18 protein-coding genes are annotated in these 21,348 nt (G+C 35.9%); 12 read left to right on the forward strand and 6 right to left on the reverse strand.

The genetic code is table 11. The features are described 5' to 3' along the window. Positions 1-86: 86 nt before the first annotated feature. On the reverse strand, positions 87-2,867 hold the full coding sequence (locus BLT04_RS09065; protein ID WP_089755452.1) for a bifunctional aconitate hydratase 2/2-methylisocitrate dehydratase: 2,781 nt from the start codon (positions 2,865-2,867) through the stop codon (positions 87-89). Between the two features lie 385 nt (positions 2,868-3,252). Here BLT04_RS09065 and BLT04_RS09070 point away from each other — a divergent pair, with 385 nt between their 5' ends. From BLT04_RS09070 to BLT04_RS09105, 8 genes are all read left to right on the forward strand, one after another. Then, complete coding sequence (locus tag BLT04_RS09070) at positions 3,253-4,014, forward strand: WG repeat-containing protein (protein WP_089755569.1); 762 nt, start codon at positions 3,253-3,255, stop codon at positions 4,012-4,014. 255 nt (positions 4,015-4,269) lie between these two features. Next, complete coding sequence (locus tag BLT04_RS09075) at positions 4,270-6,375, forward strand: TonB-dependent receptor (RefSeq protein ID WP_089755453.1); 2,106 nt, start codon at positions 4,270-4,272, stop codon at positions 6,373-6,375. 291 nt (positions 6,376-6,666) lie between these two features. Beyond that, positions 6,667-7,416, forward strand: a complete 750-nt coding sequence (locus tag BLT04_RS09080) for an HU domain-containing protein (protein WP_170828455.1) — start codon at positions 6,667-6,669, stop codon at positions 7,414-7,416. Continuing rightward, positions 7,404-7,934 carry an acyl-CoA thioesterase gene (locus BLT04_RS09085; protein WP_089755454.1) on the forward strand — a complete coding sequence of 177 codons (531 nt, stop codon included), beginning with the start codon at positions 7,404-7,406 and terminating at the stop codon, positions 7,932-7,934. Before BLT04_RS09080 ends, BLT04_RS09085 begins: the two co-directional genes overlap by 13 nt. 402 nt (positions 7,935-8,336) lie before the next feature. Next, positions 8,337-9,266 carry a 2-hydroxyacid dehydrogenase gene (locus BLT04_RS09090; RefSeq protein ID WP_089755455.1) on the forward strand — a complete coding sequence of 310 codons (930 nt, stop codon included), beginning with the start codon at positions 8,337-8,339 and terminating at the stop codon, positions 9,264-9,266. Positions 9,267-9,508: 242 nt separating this feature from the next. Then, complete coding sequence (locus tag BLT04_RS09095; RefSeq protein ID WP_089755456.1) at positions 9,509-10,771, forward strand: serine hydrolase domain-containing protein; 1,263 nt, start codon at positions 9,509-9,511, stop codon at positions 10,769-10,771. Positions 10,772-10,796: 25 nt separating this feature from the next. Next, positions 10,797-12,542, forward strand: coding sequence for an Ig-like domain-containing domain (locus tag BLT04_RS09100; protein ID WP_089755457.1), 1,746 nt, complete (start codon positions 10,797-10,799; stop codon positions 12,540-12,542). Positions 12,543-12,563: 21 nt separating this feature from the next. After that, entirely contained in the window at positions 12,564-13,022 is a 459-nt protein-coding gene (locus BLT04_RS09105; RefSeq protein WP_089755458.1) for a heme-binding domain-containing protein, read from the forward strand. A 61-nt stretch (positions 13,023-13,083) separates the two neighbouring features. On the opposite strand, the gene BLT04_RS09110 is transcribed toward BLT04_RS09105, so the two are convergent. The 5 genes from BLT04_RS09110 to BLT04_RS09130 all read right to left on the reverse strand — a co-directional run bounded on the left by BLT04_RS09110 (position 13,084) and on the right by BLT04_RS09130 (position 17,341). Continuing rightward, entirely contained in the window at positions 13,084-13,596 is a 513-nt protein-coding gene (locus BLT04_RS09110) for an NUDIX hydrolase (protein ID WP_089755459.1), read from the reverse strand. Beyond that, on the reverse strand, positions 13,593-14,507 hold the full coding sequence (xerD, locus tag BLT04_RS09115; RefSeq protein WP_089755460.1) for a site-specific tyrosine recombinase XerD: 915 nt from the start codon (positions 14,505-14,507) through the stop codon (positions 13,593-13,595). Before xerD ends, BLT04_RS09110 begins: the two co-directional genes overlap by 4 nt. A 7-nt stretch (positions 14,508-14,514) precedes the next feature. Then, on the reverse strand, positions 14,515-14,937 hold the full coding sequence (locus BLT04_RS09120) for a deoxycytidylate deaminase (protein ID WP_089755461.1): 423 nt from the start codon (positions 14,935-14,937) through the stop codon (positions 14,515-14,517). Between the two features lie 40 nt (positions 14,938-14,977). After that, positions 14,978-15,745, reverse strand: coding sequence for an enoyl-CoA hydratase/isomerase family protein (locus BLT04_RS09125; protein ID WP_089755462.1), 768 nt, complete (start codon positions 15,743-15,745; stop codon positions 14,978-14,980). Positions 15,746-15,853: 108 nt separating this feature from the next. Beyond that, positions 15,854-17,341: a catalase gene (locus BLT04_RS09130; protein WP_089755463.1), complete on the reverse strand. Its 1,488-nt coding sequence runs from the start codon at positions 17,339-17,341 to the stop codon at positions 15,854-15,856. 130 nt (positions 17,342-17,471) lie between these two features. Between BLT04_RS09130 and BLT04_RS09135 the strand changes: the two genes are divergently transcribed. From BLT04_RS09135 to BLT04_RS09150, 4 genes are all read left to right on the forward strand, one after another. Further along, positions 17,472-18,422 carry a LysR substrate-binding domain-containing protein gene (locus tag BLT04_RS09135; protein ID WP_089755464.1) on the forward strand — a complete coding sequence of 317 codons (951 nt, stop codon included), beginning with the start codon at positions 17,472-17,474 and terminating at the stop codon, positions 18,420-18,422. A gap of 238 nt (positions 18,423-18,660) precedes the next feature. Beyond that, positions 18,661-19,941: a methionine adenosyltransferase gene (gene metK / locus BLT04_RS09140; protein WP_089755465.1), complete on the forward strand. Its 1,281-nt coding sequence runs from the start codon at positions 18,661-18,663 to the stop codon at positions 19,939-19,941. 80 nt (positions 19,942-20,021) lie between these two features. Continuing rightward, the gene (locus tag BLT04_RS09145) at positions 20,022-20,504 is read left to right on the forward strand and encodes a hypothetical protein (protein ID WP_089755466.1); all 483 of its coding nucleotides are present in this window, start codon (positions 20,022-20,024) and stop codon (positions 20,502-20,504) included. A 198-nt stretch (positions 20,505-20,702) separates the two neighbouring features. Next, complete coding sequence (locus tag BLT04_RS09150) at positions 20,703-21,293, forward strand: RNA polymerase sigma factor (RefSeq protein ID WP_089755467.1); 591 nt, start codon at positions 20,703-20,705, stop codon at positions 21,291-21,293. Positions 21,294-21,348: the final 55 nt, after the last annotated feature.

A 21,348-nucleotide genomic window follows, 5' to 3' on the forward strand; every position in this document is an offset into this window, starting at 1 on the left:
ACTTAAAATTATAAAAAAATGGAAGATTTCAAAAGAAATCTTCCATTTAATATTTAAAAGTCTTTCGACTTATCGTCTAATTCTAATTAGTGACCAACCTGAACCAGCTCCTTGATAGGTGGAGCAAATTTAGTCAGGTCAATACCTTCAACTGCAGCTTTATATTCATCAATATTAGGAATTCTTCCCATGATCGCAGAAAGGACAACAACCGGAGTTGAAGCCAATAAAGATTCTCCTTTTTTACGTTCAGAATCTTCAACCACTCTTCCCTGGAAAAGGCGTGTAGAAGTTGCCAATACGGTATCTCCCTTAGCAGCTTTCTCCTGATTACCCATACAAAGGTTGCAGCCGGGACGCTCAAGATACATCATGTTTTTGTATTCAACGCGTGCCTCGCCTTTAGGAGCATTATCATCAAATTCGAAGCCAGAATATTTTTCTAAAAATTCCCAGTCTCCTTCCGCTTTTAATTCATCAATAATATTATATGTCGGAGCTGCTACCACAAGCGGAGCGTTGAATTCTACTTTACCTTGTTGTTTTTCAATATTTTTAAGCATTTGAGAAACAATTTTTAAATCTCCTTTGTGAACCATACAAGATCCTACAAAGCCAAGATCTACTTTTTTCTCACCTCCGTAAAAAGAAAGCGCTCTGATCGTATCGTGAGTGTATCTTTTAGAAACATCTTCATTATTCACATCCGGGTCAGCAATCATGGGTTCTACAATAATGTCAAGATCAACAACCACTTCAGCATAATATTTAGCATTTGAATCCGGAGTCAGTGCTGGCTTTTCACCCAATCTGATCTCAGCAATTCTCTTGTCTGCTTTATTAATTAATCCCTGAAGAACCTTGTTGTGATTATCCATTCCTTTATCGATCATGATCTGGATTCTGCCTTTTGCGATTTCCAAAGATTGGATTAATGTGCTGTCATCGGAAATGTTGATAGAAGCCTTCGCCTTCATTTCAGCTGTCCAGTCTGTAAATGTAAATGCCTGATCAGCAGGAAGTGTTCCGATATGAACCTCAATAATTCTTCCCTGGAATACGTTTTCTCCGCCAAACTGCTTCAGCATCTGAGCCTGAGTGGCATGAACAACATCACGGAAATCCATGTGTTCTTTCATATCTCCTTTGAACGTTACTTTTACAGATTCCGGAATTGGCATTGATGCTTCACCTGTTGCTAAAGCTAAAGCCACCGTTCCTGAGTCTGCTCCGAAAGCAACACCTTTAGACATTCTTGTGTGAGAATCACCACCAATGATGATGGCCCATTCGTCAATAGTAATATCGTTAAGAACTTTGTGAATAACATCCGTCATGGCATGATATTCACCTTTCGGGTCACGAGCTGTGATTAAACCGAATTCGTTCATGAATTTCATTAATTTTGGAATATTAGCCTGCGCTTTTTTATCCCAAACAGAAGCGGTGTGACATCCTGACTGATAAGCACCGTCTACAATCGGTGAAATCACTGTTGCCGCCATTGATTCAAGCTCCTGAGCGGTCATTAAACCTGTTGTATCCTGAGATCCAACAATGTTTACTTCTACACGAACGTCAGAACCGGCGTGCAGCACCTTTCCTGGTGTTGTTCCAACTGCATTTCTGTTGAAGATTTTTTCAACGGCAGTTAAGCCCTGTCCTTCGTGAGAAATTTCTTTTGAAGGTGCAAAAACAAGAGGCGTTTCAATTCCTAAAAGCTTTGCTGCAAATGTCTGTAGTTTTTTACCGAAAACAATGGCATAAGATCCACCAGCTTTGATGAATTCCATTTTTTGTGGAGTAAAAGACTTCGTAAGATCGATTAATTCCTGATCTCCGTTATATAATTTTTTTGTTTTTGTATTAATGGTAAGAACGGTTCCTGTCGCAACAGAATAAGCTTCTTCAAGAATTGGCTCGCCAGCTTCATTACGAATTGGATTTCCGTTTTCATCAAGCTTTTTCACCCAATTCTTAAGGTCAATTCCAATACCTCCGGTTACATCAACCGTCGTAAGGAAAATTGGGGAAATCCCGTTTGTTCCGCCAACGATCGGGGCGATATTTACGAACGGAATATATGGGCTTGCCTGCTTACCTGTCCATAAAGCTACATTATTTACACCTGACATTCTTGATGAGCCAACACCCATCGTTCCTTTTTCAGCGATAAGCATTACACTTGCATCAGGATGTTGTGCCTGTAAAGCTTTGATTTCTTCCTGCGCCTGAGGAGTGATCATACATTTACCATGCAATTCACGGTCTGATCTTGAATGCGCCTGATTTCCCGGAGAAAGTAAATCCGTAGAGATGTCCCCTTCACCGGCAATAAATGTTACTACTTTAATTTCTTCGGCAACTTCCGGAAGTTTTGTGAAGAATTCAGCTTTTGCATAGCTTTCAATAAGTTCTTGTGCGATTTCGTTACCGCTGTTGAATGCTTCTTTCAGACGGTTTGTATCGGCGTCATAAAGGAAAACCTGTGTTTTAAGAACGTTTGCCGCTTCTTTAGCAATAGAAATATCATTACCCAAGGCCAGGTCAAGCAATACTTCAATAGAAGGTCCGCCTTTCATGTGAGATAATAATTCGAAAGCAAAAGCAGGAGATATTTCTTCTACTAAGGATTCACCCAGAATAATTTCTTTTAAAAATTTAGCTTTCACTCCCGCGGCGCTTGTTGTTCCCGGTAAAGTGTTATAAATAAAAAATTTAAGAGAATCTGATCGGTCTGCGTTACCTGCATCTTTAATCTGTGCAATAATTTCACTTAATAATTCAGCACCATCGATCGGCTTTGGATGAAGCCCCTGGTTTTTTCTTTCTTCAATCTCTTTGATGTAATCCTTGTAAATGCTCATAATAATAGAAGTCTTTCAATTTTAAAGGTAGATTAATGTGTGGTCATACCACTTTTTCTATAAGTAAGTGTAATCTACGCCTTTTTAAAAATGCTGGATAATATTCTGTCCCAAAGGTGTGTATAAAGTACTTTTTTAAAAGCATAAGTAACTTTTCAGTGCTCTGCTTGCCACAGAAACTCTTTTTGGGTAACGTTTGTACATTTTTTTGATCATATCGATATCAAAGTCATATCTTAAAAACGTTTTTAAATTATCAAACAATTAAAAATGTTTCCAAAATTACGAATTTTTACTATTTTATGAGGTTGAAATTATTTAGATTCTTTATAAATATGAATTTTATATTTTCTATTTTTGGCAGAAATTTTATATAGTGATGAAAATGAAAAAAATTATTCCCCTCGTATTTGTTTTTATTTCCGCCTTTATGTTTTCACAGGCTAAATCTTTGAAAAAGAAACCTGTAAAAATATCCAAGCCCGGTGCGAAAAAAACAGCAATATCAAAATCAAATCCCAATCTTGTGGTGATTAATCCGGATGTACCATTATTAATTCCGCAAAAAAATAATGGAAAATTTGGATATGTTAACCAAAAAGGAAAATTCATCGTGCAGCCGGAATATCATATTGCCCTGTTTTTTGCTGAAGATTGCAACCTTTTAAGCTCAAAAAATGAAAAAGCAAGAAAATTTGGAACAAAGGATTATGCTACGGTAGAAAAGGATTTTATTTCATACAGGATTAATTTATCCGGAAAAAAAGTCTATCAGTATAAAGACGACGATCTAGGAAGATGCAAGCTTGAATATAAGCCACAATTGTATCACGCTTATACTATTAATAAGCTTTACGGCATTATTGAAGATTCAAAATTTATCAATGCCGCAGATTACAAGCAATATCAGATTTATCCTCAATATGAATACCTTTTTATTATGGAAGGTGATGATTTGAAAAATCCGATGATCGTGGCCTCACAAAATGATATGTTCGGAGTAATTGACGTTAATAATAAAGTAATTATTCCTTTTGAATACTCTGACATTAAGAGAAATTTTAGCTGGAAGCTGGGTAAAATGTTTGAAGTAACCAAAGACGGTGAGAATTATTATTATATTGATGCAAATAATAAATCGTATTGAATCACAGGCTTTTTAGGCAGTAAGCTTTAAGCTTCTGAAATTTTAGAATTATAAATCTCATAAATTTTTTGTAATTTCGCGGCTGAAATAAAGGGGTGCTGTAACAAGCTGAGATTATACCCAATGAACCTGGAACGGATAATGCTGTTTAGGGAAACATTTAAATAATTGATAAATGAGAATCAATCATCTTTTATCACTTATCAATTATAGATAATCCGCCCCTTTTATTCGTTAAATTTTAAAATTTATAGAATGAAAGGATTTATTTTTTTAGGGCTTACTGTAGGCTCATTTGCTTTTATGCAGGCGCAAAATACAGATTCTTTGAAAATCAAAGAAATTGAGGCTGTCAACTTTACGAGAAGGCTTCCCGTTGCCAAGGAAATCATCAACGTTGCAAAAGATATAGACAGCAGAAATCTTGGACAGGATTTACCCATACTTTTAAAAAATCAAACTTCTGTTATTTCAACTTCTGATGCAGGAAACGGCGTTGGCTACACGGGTTTCAGGATTCGCGGAGTTGCCGGAAGAGGGATTAATGTCATGATGAATGGTGTTCCGTTCAATGATTCTGAAAGCCAGGGAACTTTCTTCGTCAATGTTCCGGATCTCACGAGTTCTGCTTCACAAATCGTGATTCAGAGAGGGGTTGGGACTTCCAATAACGGAGTTTCGGCGTTCGGAGCGAGTATCAATGTAATTTCTAAAGATCCTGAAGAAAAGTTTTATTTTAAAACAGATGACAGTTACGGATCATTCAATACTTATAAATATTCTGCAGAAATCGGTTCGGGAAAATTCTGGGGGAATCGACTTTCCGTGATGGGAAGATACACCCACATCAATTCTGACGGATATATTGACCGGTCTTTTTCAAAACTGGATTCTTATAATTTCACGGCTTTATACGAAGAAGGAAATACGAGAATCCGTTTGATGGCTTTCGGCGGAAAAGAAAAAACCTACCAGGCATGGAACGGAATTGACAGAAAAACATGGGAAACAGACCCGAAATTCAACTATTCCGGAGCAATTTATGATTCAAACTGGGAAAATATTGTGGGATTTTATGACAATGAAACAGATAATTACAGACAAAATCATTACCAGTTGCTTTGGGAGCAAAAATTCAGTGACCGATGGAATTTAGAAACGACCTTACATTACACAAAAGGAAAAGGATATTATGAAAATTACAAGCAGGGCGATCCTTTTGAAAGATATAATTTACCTGATATTAACGGCGAAGAATATTCAGATTTTATCAGAAAAAAATGGCTGAATAATGATTTTTACGGAATCGTTTCAACGCTTTACGGGAAGTTTGAAAATGTAGATTTAAACTTTGGAGCCGTTGCCAACCAATATTACGGAAGGCATTACGGAAATGTAACGGGAGTTTTTTATCCTCAAATTGATGAAAGCGAATATTACAGAAGCCGTTCGGTTAAAACCGAGGTCGCAGGTTTTGCAAAGGCTTTAATTAAGGTTAATAATTTTGAATTCTTCGGAGATTTGCAGTTGAGAAATATCGATTACGATACGAAAATTTTACAAGAAGGAGACGGTGAAGGCGCAAATTTGACGAAAAGCTGGTTGTTTTTCAATCCAAAAGCCGGAATTAATTATAAAATCAGCAACGGAAAAGTATTTTTGTCTTACGCACACGCGCAACGTGAGCCAAACAGAGATGATTTGCTTGCTGACAATAATGTTAAAGCAGAAAAGCTTCACGATTTTGAGGCCGGTTTAGAAAAACAGTTCGGAATTGTATCGTTTACAGCCAATTTATATTATATGTATTACGTTAATCAGCTGGTTTTAAATGGTGAATTAAATAATGTCGGTGCTTTTATCAGAACAAATTCAGGGGAAAGTTTCAGAAGAGGAGTTGAGCTTGGAGCGGTGGCAAAACTTTCGAAACAATGGGAAATCTCAGGAAATATAAGTGCAAGCCAAAACAGAAATCAGGATTTTAAAATAGAAAGCGAAGGTTCAACTAAGGATTTAGGTAATACGCAGATTTCTTTCTCGCCCGATATTATTGCGAATCTGGGATTGAAGTTTAATCCAACAAAAAACTTCCAGTTTGCTTTAATGAATCAATACGTCGGAAAGCAATATCTGGATAACACGGAAGATAAAAATTTACAGCTTAAAGATTATCTTTTGACGGATTTTAATGCTCAATATCAGTTTAAAATCAAGAATAATGACATTGCGTTGAAATTATTGGTTAATAATATTTTCAACAAAAAATATGTAAACAATGGTGCGGTTTATGATGGCGAACCTTATTATTTTTCACAGGCCGGAACAAACTTCATGTTCGGAATAAGCTGGAAAATCCAATAACTCATCCAGAATATTTTACAATCAATATAAAAGTAAAATGTTAGATTAATTTTTTTTAAGACTGCTTCGGCGGTCTTTTTTTATGTTTTTAATTAAAAATTAGAATATAACGGAAACTTAATAACTCCATTCTTTTTTTAAAGGAACTCATTTTTTTAAGATTAAAAATAAAGATGTCAAGAGAATAATCAGATTAAGCTGTTAAATTATGAAATTGATAAATTAATTGCTGTTTTTTTATCAAAATAAATCTCTCAAAAAGTCATGAAAAAGTTATAAATTTGCTGCCAAATGAATATTTCAGCTTACATTCTAGAATATCTGAAACAATTTGGTGCTGTTACAGTTCCAAATTTTGGTGTGTTTTCCCTGGAAAATTCTAAGGCAATTATTAATTCTGAAAACGGAAGCATTCTTCCGCCTTCCAGCCAGATCGCGTTTAGTCCGGATTTTGAGCTTCAGTCAGATGACTTGGCCTCTTTTATAGCAAGCCAAAAGCAGATGACTTTGGAAGCTTCTAGAAGTGATCTCAAAATTCAGACTGATTTTTGGAAGAAAAAACTTCAGGCTGATAATGTCTTAGAAATCCCGAATCTTGGAACGATTTTTATTGAGAATGAGAAAACTCATTTTAAAGGTAAAAGATTAGCATCCGATCATCCTGATTTTTATGGTTTGGAAGAAATCAGATTTTCAGACATTCATAATTCGGATAAACCCAATATTTCTGCAAATCCTGAAAAAGACTATCAATTCAACAAATCAATACTTTGGATTTTTCTTTTCATTATTCCGGTTGTAGGAATTTTAGTGGTGGCTTATACGCAGCAGGATCTTCTTTTCGGAAAAAAATCTTTCTCTGTGCAGACAAAAACGCATAGAATTGCTCAGGACACCATAAAAATGCAGGTTCATGCTCCGAAAGCTCCGATTTCTGATTCATTGAAAAAAGATTCATTAGTAAAACCCGCTGAAAAGGTTGAAAATACTACAAAAATTCAACCCATTCAAAACAACACTAAGAATAAATGGCAAAAGTAAAACACGCGTCAGATTCTCTGACGATTATGACCAATATTGTGCTTCCGAACGAAACCAACTCGCTGAGAAACCTTTTTGGCGGCGAATTGCTGGCAAAAATGGACCGTTGTGCATCTATCTCTGCAGCAAGGCATTGCGAAAGAAGAGTAGTGACGGCTTCTGTAAATCATGTTTCTTTCAATCACCCGATTCCGGAAGGCGGAATTGTGATTCTGGAATCCAAAGTTTCAAGAGCATTTTCTACTTCTATGGAAGTTTATGTGGATGTTTGGCTGGATGATCCGATTAATCAGAAGAAAATTCATACCAACGAAGGAATTTATACTTTTGTTGCGGTTGATGAGTTTAACCGCCCGATTCCGATTCCTGAAATGGTCCCGGAAACGGAAGAAGAAAAAGAAAGATTTGCAGCGGCGTTTCGTAGAAAAGAATTATCATTAATCCTTTCCGGAAGAATGAAACCTTTAGAATCAGTGGAATTGAAGAAATTATTTCAAGAGCCACAAGAGTCTAAATAAGACAAATAATTAATACAATTTATAAGATCAATGCTTTTAATCTTTGCTGAGTGTTAACGCCTTTGCGAGTTTGAAAGCATTTTTTTGTTGATTAAATTTTTTGGAGCTTTTTCCCGCTTTTCACTGTATCTTTTTAATTACGGGCTCCGCTTCGCTCCGCCCGCAACCAAAAAGGATGTCGTTCCAATCGGGGCTAGGGTTGAAACATTTATTTCAATATTTGAAAGATATTCACAGAGTTGTCATTCTGAAAGAATCTAGACGCTAATCTTTTCAATTATTTCTAATATTTTAGTTGAGATGCTTTCAGCATGACAAATATGGTAGAAAGAAATAAAACATAAAAATTTAATTAGTTTAATAAATCTTCACGAACTTTGTGTTGAGACAAAATAGGTAAAAATGAAAATCTTACTTTTAGATAAAAACCATCCCTTAATTACCGACCAGCTTTTAGCAAAAAACTTCATTTTAGAAGAGGATTTCACCTCTTCCTACGATGAGGTTTGCAACAAAATTGAAAACTACAACGGCGTCATTATCAGAAGCAGGATTCCTTTGGATAAAAACTTTTTGGAGAAAGGGAAGAACCTGAAATTTATTGCAAGAGTAGGAGCGGGCATGGAAAATATTGATATTCCTGTTGCGGAAAAATTAGGAATCCAGTTGATTAATTCTCCGGAAGGAAACAGAGATTCTGTTGCAGAACACGTTGTCGGAATGTTATTGATTTTAATGAACCGACTTTTCATCGCTTCCCAAGAAGTTAAAAACGGAATCTGGCTCCGTGAAGAAAACCGTGGCGACGAATTGCTTGGAAAAACCGTGGGTTTAATTGGTTACGGAAACATGGGAAAAGCAACTGCAAAAAGGTTTTCAGGCTTTGGATGTAAAGTAATTTTCCATGATATTTTGCCTGATCTTTCAGATGAATTCGCGACTCAGGTTTCTTTGGAAGAATTGAAAAATACAGCGGATATTTTAAGCCTGCACATTCCATTGACTGACGAATCTTATTATTTGATTGACGGGCCATTTATTTCTGACATGAAAAAAGACTTTTATTTCATTAATACGTCAAGAGGAAAAAATGTTGAAACTAAAGCTTTAGTTGAAGCACTAAAATTCGGGAAAATAAAAGGAGCCTGTCTTGATGTTTTGGAATACGAAAAATCTTCTTTTGAAAATTTAGAAGTAGAAAATGAAGATTTACAATATCTTTTAAAATCAGAAAAAGCTATCGTAACTCCTCATATTGCGGGCTGGACGGTTCAAAGCAAAGAAAAGCTGGCTCAGGTTATTGTTGATAAAATTCTTGCTCAATTTGCTTGATAAATATTGAGATGCTTCGTGAGCATTCGTTCGTAAACTTTCAGTTTATGCTGAGCATGACATCGCTACAACTATTCTGTTAAAGTAAACGGTTAGTATTAGGAATGTCATGCTGAGCTTGTCGAAGCATCTCTTTGAATAACTTTATCATTTCTCACTTTTATGTTAAATAATTCATAATTCACCTTCAATATTTAATATTTATTTTGAGTTTTATTAAATTGCCGCTCATTTTGAAACTCATGAAGAAGCGTAATTTTGTACTTATTTTAGCTGTTTTTTTATTTCTTTTTTCCTGTAAAAATAAATCTGAATCTAAAGAATCTCTGTCAGAAAACTCAACCGACCTTCCCAATTACGGGAATGTAGATCTAGGTAAAGTTTTCACAAAAGCAGACGGGCAACTTCCGGATAAGGCTTCTCTTGTGCGTTATATCGATCAGTATTATAAAAAAGTTTGGGAAGGAAGCGATCTTAGTGGCGGGATCATAGTGGCAAAAGGAGATGATATCCTGTATGAAAATTACAGAGGTTTCGGCAGACAGGGAAATCAGATGCCGATTGATAAAAATACGCCTTTGCACGTTGCTTCAGTTTCAAAAACAATGACGGCAATGGCAATGATGAAATTGATCGAAGCTGGAAAAATAAAACTTACAGACCATTTAACCCAGTTTTTTCCTGGATTTCCTTATCCTGATGTTACGGTGAAAACTTTATTGTCCCAGAGAAGCGGTCTTCCGAAATACGAATATTTTATTACTAAAATTCAACCGGCTCCGGCAGAGCTTACAAAAGCGTTTATCACCAATCAGGATGTATTAAATATGATCATTAAATACAAACCTGAATTAGCGAGAGATACAGATACAGGTTTTATGTACTGTAATACAAACTTCGCTTTGTTGGCTTTAATTATAGAAAAAATTACCAGGAAACCTTTTCCTGAGGCGATGAAGGAAATGGTTTTTGATCCGTTGAAAATGAAAAACTCTTACATTTTCCAGGAAAAAGACATTCCGACTGCAGCCCAATCTTTTTATTATGGAGGTAACAGGTTATATCCCTTAGACCGGTTAGACCTTATTTATGGGGATAAAAATGTTTATACGACGCCGAGAGATCTGTTTAATTTCTCAAAAGCGATGTATTCAAAAGATTTTTTAAGGCCTGAATTAATGGAGATGATTTTTGCACCTTACAGCAATGAAAAAATCGGCATGAATAATTACGGATTAGGATTCAGAATGAAAATTTTTGATAACGGTGAAAAACTGACCTATCACAATGGCTGGTGGCACGGAACGAATTCCGTTTTTGCGCATTTATTGAAGTCAAAAGTAACAATTGTTGCGATCGGAAATAAATATTCAAACAAAGTCTATACAGCACTGGCTTTGTCTGGTTTATTTGAAGATTTTCCTGCCCAGAAAGATAAGCTCCACAGCGTAATGAACGACAATAAAGATACTTTGAACAGCGGGCATGAAGTTTTTGGAGAATAATGTTTACTTTTGCTTAAACATATTCATGAAGAGATTTCTTTTTTTATTTATCATTGGTTTTCTTGTGCAATCCTGTGCAAGGGTCGGCTCGCCGGTCGGTGGACCGAAGGATTCTTTGGCGCCCAAATTTTTAAGCTCAAATATTGATACGACAAGAATTAATGTTTCAAGAAATATCCGCGAGCTCCGTCTTGATTTTGATGAATATATTACTTTAAAGGACATTAATAAAAACCTTATCATTTCGCCTCCGATTACAAAAATCAAGCGCATTTTACCTTCAAATATTGCCAATAAATATGTTCTGATTCAATGGGAAGATACTTTGCGGGCAAATACGACGTATAATTTTAACTTCGGGAACTCAATTGTAGATAATAATGAGTCTAATGTTTTGCCTTACTTTAATTTTGCCTTTTCTACCGGTGATAAGCTTGATGATTTATACATAAGCGGAGACGTAAAAGATGCCTTAGCAGTAAAAAAGCAAAGCGGTGGCACGGGTGATAAAAAACTGGTAGTTGGCCTGTATCAAGTAAAAGATACCATGAATTATAAACAAAAGCCTTATTATATTACAAAAGTTGACGATGACGGCTATTTTGAATTAAATTATCTATCACCCGGAAAATATAAAATTATAGCTTTTGAGGATGAAAACGGAAATTCTGTCTACGATCCGGGAAAAGAAAAGGTTGGTTTTCAGAAAGATCCGATTACGGTAGATAAATCTGTTTCAGGATTAAATTTAAAAGTATATCCGTCTAAAAAACTTTTGAAATACAGAGATATGAGAGAAGCACAGGGCGGAATTTCAATGATTTTTGAAGGCAATCCCACCGATGTAAAAGTTCTTTCGTTGAATGATAAGCTTCAGGATATAAAAGTCACCCACCGGCCGAAATCGGATACCGTAAATATTTGGTTTGATGCTGTAAAAGCAAATGTCGGGCAAACCGTAACGGAAAATTTAAAATTCAGCTATGATGCTGATAATAAAAAAGATACAGTTTCTGTTTTTTATAAATACAATGCAAAAAATGCAATGACTATTACCAATAATCAAGGTAATCTTTTGCCCCCAAAAACGGACTTCAGAATCACTTCAAATTATGTTTTAGACAAAATAGAACCTGAAAAATGGGTGCTGAAAAGTGATAGTGTAACAACTCAGAATTTTACGGCCAAAATTTCGGAAACAAACCCTTATGATATTCTGGTACAGTCGGATTTTATTGTAGGAAAAAAATATCAGCTTACAGTTCCTAAAGAAACGGTTTCCTCTTTTTATGCTAAAAATCCGCAGTCAAAGCGTTTTGATTTTGAAGCCGATAAAGTTGAAAGTTACGGAAGTGTGAAATTTAAGATTCAAAATGCACCTTCCACAAGTTATTGGATACAATTGCTGGATTCTTCGGAGAAAGTCTTGTACCAGAAATATACAAAAGGAGATGAAGTGAAGTTTGACATCTTAAAGCCCTCGGAATATATTGTAAGAATTTTGGTTGATAACAACGAAAATAAATATTGGGACGAAGCAGATTTCCAAAATGATATCTTTGCTGAAGATTCGTATGTGTTTTATAAAATGGTGGTTGTAAGACCGTTGTGGGATACTAATGAAAACTGGGATTTGAAAGATACCAGAACATTGGATAATCCTAAAGTTGCAGTTTCCCCTGCATCAGAAACTTCCACGGCACCATCAGAAGTTCCCGCAGTACCTGTTGACAGTAATATAAAGAACTACGATCAAAAGACGCTGTTTTAACTCCGGTAAGAAAGTAAAATTATGAAGACGGCAAAAAAAATTGGCTTTTGGGTATTGATCGCGTTTGTATTAATACAGTTTATTCCGATCGATAAAGTGAATAAACCAGTAAATCCGGCGAAAAATTTTATTGAATTAAAAAAGACTCCGCGAAAAATAAGCCTGCTTTTAAAAAATTCCTGCTACGACTGTCATTCAGACGAAACGGTTTATCCCAAATATTCAAGCTTTGCGCCTATTTCATGGTCTATAAAAAGCCATATCAATGAAGGTCGTGAACATCTTAATTTTTCCGTTTGGGGAACTTACAATAAAGAGCTAAAGGAAAGTATGCTGAGAGGTATTATTCAGACTGTTCAAAACAGAACGATGCCGATGCCGGGATATATCGTTTATCACAAAGATGCTAATTTATCCGAAGCAGAAAGAAAATTGCTGACAAACTACTTCGAAGAAATGCTGAAATCGAAAACGTATTAAGTTTAAACAATAAAAAACTCTCGCAAAATCAGCGAGAGTTTTTCTTATACTATTTAAATTATTATTTCTTTAAATACTGTTCAAAAAATATTTTCTGAGAATCAAAAGCCAGATCATCAAGATTTAATTCCTGTAACGGAATCCAGACGGCTTCTGAGATTTCGGATAATTCAAGATTTACTTCAAATTTTTCTGAAACGTTGTACTCATAAAACAAGTCGATCGTGTTGTAATCAATTTCCTTGTACTGATACACATTCGGCTGACTTGTTAAATATTTTAAATTAGAAATATCAACATCAAGCTGCAATTCCTCAAAAAGCTCTCTTTTGCATGATTCTTCTGCGCTCTCTTTCGGATCGACAAAACCTCCTGCTAAATCGAGTTTTCCTTTTTTAGGATCTCTGTTTCTTCTTGTAAGATAAACTTCTTCACCGCAACGTATAACCACGGCTACAGCGCCGGCAACGTTGTTGTATAATGTAAAATTACAGTTGGGGCAGCTCCATTTTTTTTCGCCGTCCCAATTCAAAGATTCCAGACCGCAACTTGGGCAGTATTTCAATATTTTCATTGAGCAATATTAATGTTTCTCGGGTGATAACTCAAAATAACATCCCTTAATTCTTCAGTTTTTAAATGAGTGTAGATTTCCGTTGTTGTAATGCTGGAATGTCCGAGCATTTCCTGTATATAACGAAGATCGGCTCCATTCTGCAATAAATGCGTTGCAAAAGAATGCCTAAAGGTGTGTGGAGATATTTTCTTGCTTACCCCGGCTTTATCTGTCAGTTCTTTTATGATTAAGAATACAATTACTCTGGACATTGAGGTTCCTCTGCTGTTCAAAAATAAGGTGTCTTCATATTTCTTGTTGATCTTACTTTTCGATCGGGTATCGCTGATATAGCTGCCCAACAATTCCGCGGTATAATCCGCTAAAGGGACGAAACGGGTTTTGTTGCCCTTTCCGTTTACTTTAATGTATTGTTCTTTGAAATTGATGTTTGAAATTTTAAGATCAATAAGTTCCGAAACGCGAAGTCCGCATCCGTAAAGAACCTCAACGATACACTGATTTCTCTTTCCAAGATCAGAATTTACCTCAATAGCGCCGATAATTTTGTTGATATCAAGCAGGCTTAACGTATCCGGAAGGTACAATCCCAATTTGGGCCCTTCGAGCAAAGCTGCGGGATTATCTTCACGAAACTCATCCTCAAGCAAAAACTTGAAGAAAGCCTTTATGGAAGATATCCATCTTGCTTGTGATCTTTCGCTGAACTTCTGTTTGGAAAGGTTGAAGATGTATTCCTGTAAATTGTCATACCCAATAGAATCCGGGCCGACATTTGCCAGATCCTCTTCTGCGTATTCTTTTAGTTTTCTAATGTCTCGTACGTAGGCGTCGAGCGTGTTTTCTGAAAAGTTTCTTTCGAATCGAAGAAAGATTTCAAAATCCTTAATTTTTTCATCCCAAGTCATTGTGTGCTTATTTTTTTAGTTCACAGTCCGATATTTGTTCTATTTCAATATGATGGTTTCTTAAAAATGATATTCCGTCGTCATCCGAATATTCGTTGATATACACCAGTCTGGAAATTCCTGCCTGAAGAATAAGCTTACTGCATTCTTTACATGGTGACAGCGTTAAATATAACGTTGCACCTTTTGCAGATTGAGTGGAAGCGGCCAGTTTTAATATGGCATTAGCTTCTGCATGCAGTACATACCAGTGCGTTTTACCGTCTTGATCTTCACAACAGTTTTCAAATCCTGAAGGAGTACCATTGTAACCATCTGAAATGATCATCCTATCTTTTACGATAAGTGCTCCTACCTGTTTTCTTTTACAGTAGGATAATTGTGCCCATTCCTGAGCCATTTTAAGATAAGCTTTGTCAAACTTATTCATACTTCTTCATTGGTTTTTCGAAATAATTTGTATTAAGGGTTTAGAAGTTTGGTTTCCTCTTTTCTATAAACGCGGAAACGCCTTCTTTCTTATCATCCAGGTCAAAAAGCTCTCCGAAATACCTGATTTCGGTTTCAAAACCTTTATCCGTGTCCGATAAATTTACGGCATGTATTGCCTTTGCTATTGCCATAGGTGAATTATGGGCAATAATGTTTGCTAATTCTTTTGTTTTGGTTAATAAATCTTCAATAGGATATACTTCATTCACCAGTCCGATTTCTTTTGCTCTTGCAGCAGGAATCATTTTGGCAGAGAAGATAAGTTCGTTGGCAATACCTTTTCCGACAAGCTTTGGAAGTCTTTGAGTGCCCCCGTAACCTGGAATTAACCCTAAAGTTACTTCCGGAAGCCCCAATTTAGCATTTTCCGATGCGTATCTGATATGGCATGCCATGGCAAGCTCTAAACCACCTCCCAACGCGAAACCGTTTACGGCTGCGATGACAGGCTTTGACATATTTTCAATTTTGTTGAATAAAGTGTTTTGTCCGTTTTTTGCCAACTCTTCGGCTTTTTCCTGTCCAAAATCACTAAATTCTTTAATATCAGCTCCGGCAACGAAAGATTTTTGGCCGCTTCCTGTAAGAATAATAACTCTACAAGACAGGTCAGCACTTATTTCATCTAAAGCTGAGCTGATTTCCTGAATGGTTTTAGCATTTAACGCGTTTAAGCTTTCAGGTCTGTTTATTGTAATTAATGTTATTTTATCTTCTTTTTCTAATAATATATTCTCGTAACTCATTTTTCCGCTTTAAAATATTATCTTTTGCAAATTATAAATTTTTTACAAAAAAAAGGAAAAAATATTACTTTTTTTCCTTTTAGATGATATTATTTGTATTAATATGCTTTATTTGGAATGATTCATCATATTTGCATCAATATTGACATTTAACTGAGAAGCCACTTTCATGCCAAGCTCAATATTCGCTCTGAAAAAATGACACAGCTGGCGATTGATAATTTCATCCCTTTTTGGGCCGTCAATTCCGCTCATGCTTCCGACGATGTTTTTAACAAGATTTTCTCTGTCTTCCGCATTCATGGCCTTTGTATATAGCAATCCGGGCTGTGTGTAATGGTCGTCATCATTATCATTTCTGTTGTAGCTGGCAACGTGTGCGCTGTCCAGCTCGTATTCATGACTTTTATATGCCGGGTCCGGAGTAATATCATCAAAACTGTTCGGATGATAATTTGGTTTGTCCTGATATTCACTTGAATCTGCCATAAAGCCGTCTCTCTGATAATTATTGGTGGCAAAAGGACATCTGTTGACTTCCAGCTGATGAGAATTTACGCCGACTCTGTATCTGTGGGCATCAGGATAAGAAAATAATCTTCCCTGAAGCATTTTATCAGGAGAAAAACTGATCCCGTTGATTAAATTACTTGGTGAAAAAGTTGACTGCTCAACGTGTGCAAAATAATTGACAGGTACTTCATTAAGCTCCATTTCTCCGACTTCAATTAAAGGGAAATCGCCCTGGAACCATACTTTTGTAATATCAAAAGGATTCCATCTGAAATCTTTTGCCTGCTCTTCCGTCATTACTTGAATGTATAAAGTCCATTTCGGGAAATCACCATTCTCAATGGCATTGCAAAGATCTTCCTGAGCAAAATCCGGGTTTTCTCCCGCCATTTTTACAGCATCATCATTCAGAAAATTTTTAATTCCCTGCTTCGTTTTAAAATGGAATTTTACCCAGACCCTCTCGTTATTTTCATTAATCATAGAGAAAGTATGTGAGCCGAAGCCATGCATATGCCTGTATCCGTGAGGCGTTCCTCTGTCTGACATTAAAATTAAAACCTGGTGTAAAGATTCGGGATTCAAGCTCCAGAAATCCCACATCATGGTTGCGCTTTTTAAATTGGTCTTTGGAACCCTTTTCTGCGTATGAATAAAATCCGGGAATTTTTTGGCATCCTTAATAAAAAATACAGGCGTATTATTTCCTACCAGGTCCCAATTTCCATCTTCCGTATAAAATTTTAAAGCAAAACCTCGCGGATCTCTTGCGGTATCTGCGCTTCCTTTCTCACCTCCAACAGTAGAAAAACGGGCAAACATTCTGCATGAGTTTCCTATTTTTGAAAATATTTTTGCTTTCGTGTACTTAGTAATATCGTGCGTTACGGTAAATGTTCCGTATGCTCCGGTTCCTTTGGCATGAACAATCCTTTCAGGGATTCTTTCTCTTACAAAATGGGCAAGGTTTTCCTGAAGAATAAAATCCTGTAGCAGAACAGGGCCTCTCGGTCCTACCGTTTGTGAGTCCTGATGCTCAAAATACGGAGCACCGCTGCTTAATGTTAATTTTTTAGAATCCATATAGTTATAATTTGAAATGATTTATTTATTAAACTGATGATTGTAAGACCTAACAATTATCAAATTTACTCGAATTTTTAATTGCTAATAGCAAAAACATTATATCTTTGTAATAGATAATATTTATTAGATGAACATTCAGCAACTGGAATATCTTATCGCGGTAGATAAGTACAAACATTTTGGTAAAGCAGCCCAAGCTTGCTTCATTACACAGCCCACTCTCAGTGCAATGATACAGAAATTTGAGGATGAGCTGGATGTAAAAGTTTTCGACAGAACGACACACCCGATCCGTACTACAGATGTGGGTCTTCAGATCATCGATCAGGCGAAAGTCATCATAGAATCTGTCAATGAGCTTAAGAATAAAGCCAATCTTTTAAATAACATTTTAGGAGGTACGATCAATCTGGGAATTATTCCTACGGTTTCATCATTCATTTTACCAACAGAGATTTTTGCATTTTTGGAAGAAAACCCGAAAATCCAGATGAATGTGAAGGAAATGACCACCGATAATATCATTAAAGCCTTAAAAGCGGGAGAGCTGGATGCGGGAATTATTTCTACGCCGTATGACTCGGCCGATGAATTTTATCAGGATTTCTTGTTTAATGAAGAATTAATGATCTACAGCTCAAATACCGAGGCCAATAAGAAAAATTCTTATGTTGTTCCTGAAGATCTTAATGTTGAAAAAGTTTGGTTGCTTGAAGAAGGAAATTGTCTGAGAAACCAATTTGAAAATATCTGTCATTTAAAGGAAAATACATTAAAACCGAAAAATTTAGATTTCCTGGCATCAAATATTCAGACTTTGGTGCATATGGTAGATAAAGTTGGCGGAATCAGCATTTTACCTGAGCTTGCCCTTAGTCAGCTTTCAGAGGAGCAAAAAGGAAATGTATTCAGATTTAAGAAACCTTTTCCGTACAGGGAAATCAGTATTATTTACTACAAACCGACATTTAAACAGAAAATTATTGACGAATTAGCCCTTTCTATCAAAAATTCATTGAAGGAAAAATTGAATTATAACGAAAATCCAAAAGAATTCGTAAGCATAAAACCACAATAGTATTTTGTGATGAATGGCGATAAACCGTTAATTTAAAGAATTTTATAATAAGTAAACAAAAATTTTGAGTATTAAAAAATAGTACTTAAATTTGCCGAAGTTTACGAACGAGGAAGAATTTGACCTGATTGCAACCTCTTTAAAAAAATGCTAAAACAGTATTCTTTTTTTTGAACTTTTCAGGCAATTATTCAGATTTTTCTTCTATCTTTTAATCTAAAAAAACAAATAGAATAATATGTCTTATTTATTTACGTCTGAATCAGTTTCAGAAGGGCACCCAGATAAAATTGCCGATCAGATTTCCGATGCTTTAATCGATAATTTTTTAGCATATGATAAAAGCTCAAAAGTAGCTTGTGAAACGCTTGTTACAACAGGACAGGTAGTTTTGGCGGGTGAAGTAAAATCTGATGCTTACCTTGACGTTCAGACTATTGCCAGAGAAGTAATCAACGGAATCGGATATACAAAAGGGGAATATATGTTTAACGGAGATTCTTGCGGGGTGATCTCTGCGATCCATGAGCAGTCACCGGATATTAACCAGGGAGTTGACAGAGCTGTAGTTGACGAGTCTTTCGAAGCTAAAGCCAACGCACAAGGTGCAGGTGACCAAGGAATGATGTTTGGATATGCAACCAACGAAACGGCGAACTATATGCCTCTGGCCTTAGATTTGGCACATACTATTCTTAAGGAGCTTTCTGCGATCAGAAGAGAAGATTCTGAAATCAAGTATCTTCGCCCGGATGCAAAAAGCCAGGTTACTATCGAATATTCTGATGATCACAAGCCGGTAAGAATCGATTCTATCGTAGTTTCTACTCAGCACGATGATTTCGGGGCAGAAGAAGAGATGCTGACTAAAATTCGTGAAGACATCAAAAATATCTTGATTCCAAGAGTGGTTGCTCAGCAAACTGAAGAAATTAAAGCGTTATTCAACGATCAGATCAAATACCACATCAATCCGACAGGAAAATTCGTAATCGGAGGCCCTCACGGAGATACAGGTCTTACAGGAAGAAAGATCATTGTTGATACATACGGTGGAAAAGGTGCTCACGGTGGTGGTGCATTCTCTGGAAAAGATCCTTCAAAAGTAGACAGAAGCGCTGCTTATGCAACGAGACATATCGCTAAAAATTTAGTTGCTGCAGGTCTTGCTGATGAGGTTTTGGTACAGGTTTCTTACGCAATCGGTGTTGCCGAACCTTGTGGTTTATACATCAACACCTACGGAACTGCAAAAATTGATCTGCACGACGGAGAAATTGCTAAAAAAGTTTCTACAATTTTCGATTTAAGACCTTATGCTATCGAGCAAAACCTTAAATTAAGAAACCCGATTTATCAGGAAACAGCTTCTTACGGACACATGGGAAGAGAGCATTATGTAGCTGATAAAACATTCAATAAAGGACACAAGAATGAATTAACTCTTACAGGTTTAGAGTTCTTCACTTGGGAAAAACTTGACAAAGTAGACGAAATTAAAGCCGCTTTCGGAATTTAATTTTTCTCTAACATAATAAATCACTGCTTTATCTTTCAGGTAAGGCAGTTTTTTTTAATTTTACACTAAATAATTAAAAGATGAATTTTCGATACGCAATTACCCTTTTGGCCGTATTTTTTTTAAGCACATTTGTAAAAGCGCAATATACGATGCATAAGATGATCAGCGTTGGTTATACCTATCAAAATCAAAGTTTCGGCGAATTGGGAGGAAAATTGCTTTTCCTGAAAAATGATGACGTTATTTACAGGCTGGGAGTTTCTACATTAATGGGGTCTACAAATTCTGAATTCGCGATTATGCCGAAATTACAGGCCGATGTTCTGCTTAATTTTCAGAAAGATGTAGATTTTTATCACTCTTACTACTTTTTAGTCGGGGCAGAAGGAACAAATAAATACATTGCACCGAAAATCGGAGTGACTCTTTTCGGGATTTTGGACCTTACGGGAGGGTATGCCTTTCCGATTGCCGATTTAAACGGGAAAGAAATGAAAGGTCTGAATGTTAATTTAACACTAAATATCCCTACTGTGTTCATTCATGACATGTTTAAATGATTTTTTTTAAATTTTTCGCGTAAAAATTTAATAATAGGTTAACAGTTATTAAAATTTTATTATATTTACATCATAAATAATTGTACTGCCTATTGATCCGACTTTACTCTGAAAAACTGTTTTGTATATACAGATATCACCAGATAATTTATCTGGATAAAAGATTGTCTACAAATATATTTATTGAGAAGAAGAGTCATGAAATCAAAATCGGATAGCCTACTAATTTCCCTTTATCAGAAAGGAGACGAAGAAGCCTTATCAGCCCTTATTCATCGTCATCAGAGAGAACTGTTTACATTCATTTTTTATAAAATTAATGATGAAGACTTAGCAAATGACGTATTTCAGGATACATTCGTAAAGATTATCGTAATGTTGAAAGAAGGACGTTATAACGAAGAAGGAAAGTTTATTCTTTGGGCAAAAAGAATCGCCCACAATCTTATTATAGACCACTTCAGAGCAAAATCAAAAAATATCAAAGTTTCGGAAACTACTTTTGAAACGGATGAATATTCTATTTTTGACCTCATAAGAGAACCTTCGGAAAATATTGAAGATCAGTTGGTAACCAACCAGATTCAGGAAGATCTGCTTAAAATGTTACAGTTTCTTCCACAAAATCAACAGGAAGTGATTAAATTAAGGTTTTTTGACGGGTTAAGTTTCAAAGAAATCGCAGATCATACCGATATGAGTATTAATACCACATTGGGACGGGTACGGTACGCTTTGATAAACCTGAGAAAAATCATGGAAGAAAATAATATTGTATTGACCAGATAGATAATAATTTTGGAAAATTCCCGTTTTAAGGAAAAAACATTTATCGCCTATGAGA

The organism is Chryseobacterium soldanellicola (genome assembly GCF_900100115.1).
Lineage (GTDB): Bacteria > Bacteroidota > Bacteroidia > Flavobacteriales > Weeksellaceae > Chryseobacterium > Chryseobacterium soldanellicola.